This is a genomic window from Amycolatopsis sp. NPDC058278 (assembly GCF_042881395.1).
Lineage (GTDB): Bacteria > Actinomycetota > Actinomycetes > Mycobacteriales > Pseudonocardiaceae > Amycolatopsis.
Genome location: NZ_JBHVXZ010000231.1, coordinates 1 through 6,808, shown reverse-complemented (window position 1 = coordinate 6,808; position 6,808 = coordinate 1). Strand labels below are relative to the sequence as shown.

At 66.8% G+C, this 6,808-nt stretch carries 6 protein-coding genes and 2 pseudogenes; 4 read left to right on the top strand and 4 right to left on the bottom strand.

Going from position 1 to position 6,808, the window contains the following annotated elements; all coding sequences use genetic code 11:
- The 4 genes from ACFVYA_RS49010 to ACFVYA_RS48995 all read left to right on the top strand — a co-directional run.
- On the top strand, window positions 1–1,438 hold a 1,438-nt coding region (locus ACFVYA_RS49010; RefSeq protein ID WP_387055420.1), incomplete at its 5' end, for a tetratricopeptide repeat protein.
- Complete coding sequence (locus ACFVYA_RS49005) at window positions 1,435–2,160, top strand: hypothetical protein (RefSeq protein WP_387055418.1); 726 nt, start codon at window positions 1,435–1,437, stop codon at window positions 2,158–2,160. The genes ACFVYA_RS49010 and ACFVYA_RS49005, both read left to right, overlap by 4 nt.
- The gene (locus tag ACFVYA_RS49000; RefSeq protein WP_387055416.1) at window positions 2,157–2,798 is read left to right on the top strand and encodes a hypothetical protein; all 642 of its coding nucleotides are present in this window, start codon (window positions 2,157–2,159) and stop codon (window positions 2,796–2,798) included. Before ACFVYA_RS49005 ends, ACFVYA_RS49000 begins: the two co-directional genes overlap by 4 nt.
- Window positions 2,795–4,132: a glycosyltransferase gene (locus ACFVYA_RS48995; RefSeq protein WP_387055414.1), complete on the top strand. Its 1,338-nt coding sequence runs from the start codon at window positions 2,795–2,797 to the stop codon at window positions 4,130–4,132. The genes ACFVYA_RS49000 and ACFVYA_RS48995 overlap by 4 nt, the downstream gene beginning before the upstream one ends.
- A 346-nt stretch (window positions 4,133–4,478) precedes the next feature.
- Here the strand turns inward: ACFVYA_RS48995 and ACFVYA_RS48990 are convergent.
- From ACFVYA_RS48990 to ACFVYA_RS48975, 4 genes and pseudogenes are all read right to left on the bottom strand, one after another.
- Window positions 4,479–5,093: pseudogene (locus ACFVYA_RS48990) on the bottom strand (helix-turn-helix domain-containing protein); the annotation flags it as partial.
- A 210-nt stretch (window positions 5,094–5,303) separates the two neighbouring features.
- Window positions 5,304–5,576: a hypothetical protein gene (locus ACFVYA_RS48985; RefSeq protein WP_387055422.1), complete on the bottom strand. Its 273-nt coding sequence runs from the start codon at window positions 5,574–5,576 to the stop codon at window positions 5,304–5,306.
- A 77-nt stretch (window positions 5,577–5,653) separates the two neighbouring features.
- Window positions 5,654–6,184 (bottom strand): annotated as a pseudogene (locus ACFVYA_RS48980) (radical SAM protein); the annotation flags it as partial.
- Window positions 6,185–6,533: 349 nt separating this feature from the next.
- A partial coding sequence (locus ACFVYA_RS48975; RefSeq protein WP_387055412.1) for a hypothetical protein occupies window positions 6,534–6,808 on the bottom strand: 275 nt, incomplete at its 5' end.

Below are 6,808 nucleotides of genomic sequence, written 5' to 3'. Positions count from 1 at the left end.
CGCAACCGCCACTGCCACCCCAAACGCCACTTCGCCGTCAACTCCAAGATCCGCCGCCCCGATTACCTACCCAACGTTGCTTGATGAAGCACTAGTTCGCGACTTCGCCGCCGCTCAGGCGGTCGACCATATCCCGGAGACGGAGCGGCGAGCCGCGGTGGTCCGACTTGCCTCCGCATACCTCGCCGTGGCAGACCTCGCCGACAACCTGATCCACCCGGCCGGCTCCCGCCATCAGGGCCGGGTTCATGCGCCGCGGTATCCAGTTGACCCCGCCGTCGCTGAACGCGCATTCGACCCGTTCCGGTGGTTCCTCCTGGAGCGGGCCGGCATTGCGGCGGTCGTAGCGGCCTGCCACCGCCAAGAGGAGTGGATGCTTTGCTGGGAACTGGCCGACGCCTCCAGTGTTGGGTTCGAGAACTTGCGCCTCTGGGACATCGGCCGCCGCTGCGCCGACCTAGCGTACGACGCGGCGCAGAGGATCGGCTCCACAACGGCACGCGCCGCGACTCTACGCAACCTCGGCGAGATCGATCGGGAAACCGGGCAGCACAAGCGGGCGGTTGCCCGCTTGGAGGAGTCCGTCGCTCTCTTTCAGAAGGTCGGCGACCGGTATGGGGTCGTTGACGGGAGCTGCAATCTTTCCCTCGTCCACATGCGCTGGGGCAATCCGTCCGTCGCCGAGGGGATCCTGCGGGTCGCGCTCGAAGAGGCGCGGTCGCTCGCCGACGTCCGCGGCGAGGGCTGGACGTGGGAGATCCTCGGCGAGTCCGCGGTGCTCCGCGGAGACCGGACGGTCGGTTCACAGAGCCTACAGAGCGCCGCGACGCTGTTAGGCGACACCGGCGAACAGCGCGGTGAGGCGTTCGCCCGCTCCAACGAGGCGCTGCTGATTGTTGACGACATCGGCTGGCAGCCGCTGCCACCAGTCCGCAAGGCGGCGCTGGCCGCGGACGCGCGGCCGGACGTGACCCGCGCGACCGAACTGTTGAACCGGGCGCAGGCGGCGTTTACGACCCTTGGCGACGACCGCAACCTTGCCCTCGTGGCGGTGGCGCGCATCCGGCTGCTGATCCTCGAGAATCGCGATCGGGATGCCCGCCGGGCCGTCAACCAGTCCCGGACGATGCCGGGGTTCGAGCTGGACTGGCGCCTGCGCGGACTGCTGGTGCACTGCCACGCAATCCTCCAGCACCGGGCGAACGCGGCGGAAGCCGCACTAGTCGACTGCACCGAAGCGCTCTCGCTGGTCGAGCCGTTCGGCGACCGGCTCACGACCGCCTGCATCCGCCTGCACCTCGGCCTTCTCCAGCGAGCCGCCGGACATACGGAGGAGGCCACGGCTGATATCGAAGCGGCTCACAATCTCTTCCAGGCACTCGATCGAGCCGAGGCCACCCGAACGTGCGAGGACCTGTTAAGGAGGGGCAAGAGATGACGCTGATCAGCACCGACCTCGTGGATGGCATCGACGAGCGCCGGTACTTCTTCACCGAACATCGGCTGGGCCCCGGCGACCAGTTGTTCTCGGCAGCGACGGGCGGATTCCGTACCTTCCTAGTTGTCGGCGGGTCGGTCAACATGGATGGACGGAGCTTCGTCCGGCTGCAGGGCTGGCATGTCGCTCCTGACGGCGAATGCGTCGTACGCAACAACGAGAGCGAGGCTGCCCGAGTTCTGGAGGCAGGGGCTTATGGAGGTACGCAGGCAGCCGCGACGCAAGCCACCCGGGAGATCAGCGGTTACACCGTCTCGAAGCCCTGGGGCGAGGAAACCTGGTATACGCATAACCTCGCCGAGCCACGATACGCGCTGAAGCGAATTCATATGCGGGCTGGCAACCAGTCGTCGTTGCAGTCGCACGTCCACAAGGTCGAGACAAACTACGTGATCGAGGGACGGGCCACCGTGCTGGGCGGATCGCCGGCCCCACCGAACCCTGGCGCCGCGATCGACCTCTCCACGCTCGGGATTACTCGGTACATCGCCGGGACCGGATGGACGTCTCCAGCCACCATTCTGCACAGGGTGATCGCCGAAGAGGAGTACACCGCCATCGAGGTATCCACACCTGAGCTCGACGACGTGATCCGCTGGGCCGACGACACCGGGCGTTGCCACGGCCGGATTGCGTCCGAACACCTCGGAGGCACCGCATGACCGACCTCCGCGGCGCGGTTCAGCTCTACCTCGACGAGCAGCGCATGATCCTGGACACCTTCCCCGTTGACGTCGTGGTCGCGGTCGCCGACGCGGTGTTCGCCACATACGACGGCCGCGGCACCATTTACGCGGTCGGCAACGGCGGCAACGCGGGCACGCTCGATCACGCGTACTGCGACTTCAAGCACCACCCGTTCGTCAGCGACGACAAGGGCCAGCCGCTCTCCCACTCGGTGCAGCGGCTTAACTTCGTTAACCTGTCCGGCTCGCCCGCCGAACTGACCGGCCTGGTCAACGACCGTGGGGCGGACGCAATGTACGCGGCATCCCTTGAACCCTTCGCCACCACGGGTGACCTGCTCATGGCGTATTCGGGAAGTGGCAACTCGCCGAACGTGATTCGGGCCCTTGAGGTGGCAATTGCGGCCGGCGCCCGTACCTTCGCCATGACGCGCGGCACCGGCGGACGCTGTCGCGAGCTGGCTGACATCTGCCTTGTGGTACCTGGGTCGTCACGATTCCCCGGCCAGACCGGCGGCAACGACAACAACTTCCACTTCGAAGACGCCATGCTGAGCCTCAACCACATGCTGGTCGGCCTGCTCAAGCAGCGTATAGCGGGCGGCCGGCGGTGATCGCGCTGCCGGTGATCATGCCTGGCGGTCTCGTCGGGCTCGAGGCGGTCCTTGGGGAGGAGCGGTCCGAGAAACTGCGCCGGCATGCGGGCAGCCTGCGCCAAGCGCTTGAGGGCCGCACGCTATGGCACGTCAACTCCACGGCGGCCGGCGGCGGAGTCGCTGAGATGCTACAGATCCTCCTGCCGCTCTACCGCGAGCTCGGTATCAGCGCTCGCTGGGCCGTCGTCCAAGGCGACCCGTCCTTCTTCACGCTCACTAAACGCCTAGGCATGGCGCTCTACGGCAGCCCGGGTGACGAGGGGCCGTTGGGATCAGCTGAACGGGATGCTTATCTTGTGGCCCTCAAGCCGACAGCGGAGGCGCTGGCAAGCCTCGTCCGGCCTGACGACGTGGTCATCCTCCACGATCACCAGACGGCCGGACTCGCACCATCGCTCGCCCAGCGCCGCGCCCAGGTCTACTGGCGCTGTCACGTAGGCGTGGACCGGCCGACTGAGGCTTCGGAGCGGGGCTGGACGTTCGTCGAGCCGCTGCTCGATGCCGCCGAGGGCTACTTCTTCTCCGTTCCGTGGCACGTTCCCGCTGTGCTGACCGGCCGCAATACGGTCGTGCTGCCGCCGTTCATCGCGCCGTCAACCCCGAAGAATCGCGATCTCCAACCCGAGCGGGTTGAGGCTCTGCTGGATCGATGCGGGCTACGCCGGGGCACGAGCGACAACCCATTGATCACTCAAGTGTCTCGCTGGGACGCGCTCAAGGACATGGAAGGCGTGCTGGCAGCGTTCGTCGACCACGTGCCGATCGGCACCCTGGCTCTTGTCGGACCGGACCCGGACGGTGTGCCCGACGACGTGGACCAGGGCCGCTTGTTCAGCCGCACACAGGCCGCGTGGCGACGGCTGTCTCGAGCAGATCGAGACAGAGTGCACCTCGTCTGCCTGCCAATGGCCGACCTCGACGACAATGCTCTGCTGGTCAACGCGTTGCAGCGAGCCTCCACCGTGGTCGTGCAGAAGAGCCTGGCCGAAGGCTTCGGCCTGACCGTTACTGAGGCGATGTGGAAGAGCCGTCCAGTGGTCGCATCCGCCGTGGGTGGCATCCGTGCGCAGATCACCCACGGCCACGACGGGCTGCTGACTGACCCACACGACCTACCGGCCGCGGCGACCCTGATTATTTCGTGCCTGAACGGCCGGATCGACACCACGACCATGGGGACGCGAGCCCGCGAGCGGGTCTTGCGCGACTTCCTTCCCGATCGGGAAGTGACCACGATGGCCGACGTGCTGACACAGAGCCCAGAACTGGGTCGGGCACTGCCTCCTCGATGAATCACCGGCCGCGGCGAGCGCGGAGTCGGCGTAGGAAAGCGGTGGGTAGGCGTTAAGACTCCGGCAACTACCGACGAACCTCGGCACGGCGACGCACCGACCGCTCGGAGATCGGCGCAATTCGCCCCATCTCCCGAGCGCGAGCCACACTACGTAGTGAAGCGATGCGAAACAATCTCCGGGACACACCAGACCCTCCGCTAAACCCGGGGCGATTCATCAGTCTGACCGCGCGTCGCCAATTCAGAGAGCACCATCATCACGTGCAACACCCGATTGATCCTGCGGTCTCCCGCCCGCGACAGCCGATGCCGACGACGATCATCAGACGACGCAACGGTGCGGTGTCGGGCAGGGCTTCGGTGTAGGCCAGACGGGAGTGGCGTCGACGGCGGACTGCAGGTAGGTGTGGCGGGGCCGCTGGCCTAGAGTTTACTGCGGGCGACCTGCCGGTCCTGGGTACAGCCTTTGCCGTGGACGCGCCAGCCGCCGCCGGCGAGGATCTGGCCGGTCTTCTTCACGTCGAGGTGGACCATGTGCCCGGGCCAGCGGGCGATGATCCGCCTCGGGCTGGCGGTTGGTGGCGCCGGTCGGGTCGAGGAACCGGCGCCGGTTCAGCCCGAGCTGCAGCAGGTGCCGGCCCACGGTGCTCACCGAGATGGTGATGCCTTCGAAGGCCAGCTCGGTGGCGTTCCCTGCGGGCGGAGTACCTCCGTCCCCGGCGCAGCTGCTCGATCCGGGCCACCACTTCAGCCGGGGTGGCGGTGGGCTGGCGGTGCGGGACGCTGGGCCGGTCAAGCAGACCGGTCTAGCCGTGGCGGCGGTAGCGGTTGTCCCACTTGGATGCGCATTGCCGCGAGTTGCCCATCTCGGCGGCGACGTGGGCGATCGGACGGGTCTGGCAACGCGCGACGAGCCGACGGCGGCCCCCGAGCGATAGTGGGGCATTACGGTGGTGCATGGACGGGTCTTTCTCTCGGCGGACGAGTTGGTCGCACTTCTCATCCTGCCGCCGAAGGACCCGTCCCCTCGCCTCAAGTCCTCACCGCGTCACCAAAGTCATGACCCGCAACAGCTAGACATGCTCAGCTGTTCGGTCAACTTTCCAGCTGTTCTAGGTCCGGGCCGACGAGGTCGCGGCGCACGCGGGCGCCCCACCTCAGACGGCTGATCAGCGATCAAGCCACGGAGCGAGCAGCTTCTCAAGATCAGCGTCCGACAACGCCCGCGGACCACCGTGGAACTCGTGCCAGCGCGAGGCGTCCCGGGCTGCGGTGTACTCGACCTCGAAGGCGCGCATCAGCACGTACATGAACGTCACCGAGCTGAACCGCTCACCCAACAGGGTCCGCGCCTCACGAGCAACCTCGGTCGCGCCGCGGCCGACCACGTCCGCGAGCCGAAGCTCCTCCGCAGCCGGGTCCAGCAGGCTGGAGGCATACATCACGACAAACACTCCATCATCGAAACGAAGAAATCTCAGCCTTCGGCCGCGAGCTGGCCGCAGGCCGCGGCGATCTCCTAGCCCCGGGTGTCCCGCACCGTGCAGGCGACACCGCCGGCGTTCACCAGGCGGACGAACTCCCGCTCAACCGGCTTCGGCGACGCGTCCCATTTGGACCCCGGGGTGGGGTTCAGCGGGATCACGTTGACGTGGACCAGCTGACCCAGGTGCTGGCGCAGCCGCTTCGCGAGAAGCTGGGCTCGCCACGGCTGGTCGTTGATGTCCCGGATGAGCGCGTACTCGATCGAGACGCGCCGTCCGGAGGTGTCGGCGTAGTACCGGGCGGCGGAGAGGACCTCGTCGATCGACCACCGGTTGTTCACCGGCACCAACGTGTCCCGCAGCTCGTCGTCCGGGGTGTGCAGCGACACCGCCAGGCGCACCTGCAACTTCTCGTCCGCCAGCTTCCGAATCGCCGGCGCCAACCCCACCGTCGACACCGTCACCGAACGCTGAGAAATGCCAAGGCCGGCAGGAGCCGGATCAACAACGCGATATATCGCCGATATAACGCGACGAAAGTTCGCGAGAGGTTCACCCATGCCCACCCTTTTACAACGTCCAAACCGACACCTTTACGCAGTTCAGGGCGACAACCCTGGGCGATGTGTCCTTTGCCACACCCCGCCGGGCGTTCCTGCCCGACCGGCGTTCCATAGTTCGAAACTGCAGAAATCTGGCTAACCCTGCAGCCAGAGCGCGCCAGCCGCAAGCCGCAAGCGAGCAACTTCTTGCGGCCGCACCGACCAGCGCGCACTGCGAACACGGAGGTCACTCGACCACACGGAGCCACAGCGCAATTCACTCCGGCCACCCGTACGCGCCTCATGGGCACACGCGGGTCGTTCGCGGCGCTTGACCAGGCAAAAGTCGGTCCTGGGCTGGACGGCTGCGGGGCTACCTGCCCTGCTTCTTCTGGGCGGAGACCGCCTTCTCTTGCAGGTGTTCCACCTTCTGCCGATGATCGGACAGCACCTGCACGACGGCCAACGCCGCGCTTCGGACTGCCGGAGATGCGGCACCGAGGGCTCGGCGCGCAGCGGTGCGGCGCAAGACGCGATCAGCGTGATCGTCCTCGATTCGTCGCGTTCGCTCGCGGTGGTCGCCAACGATGCCAACAGAGGGGACTCGAGTCCCCTCTGTTGGCTCTGTTGGCCATGTCAGGTCGATGG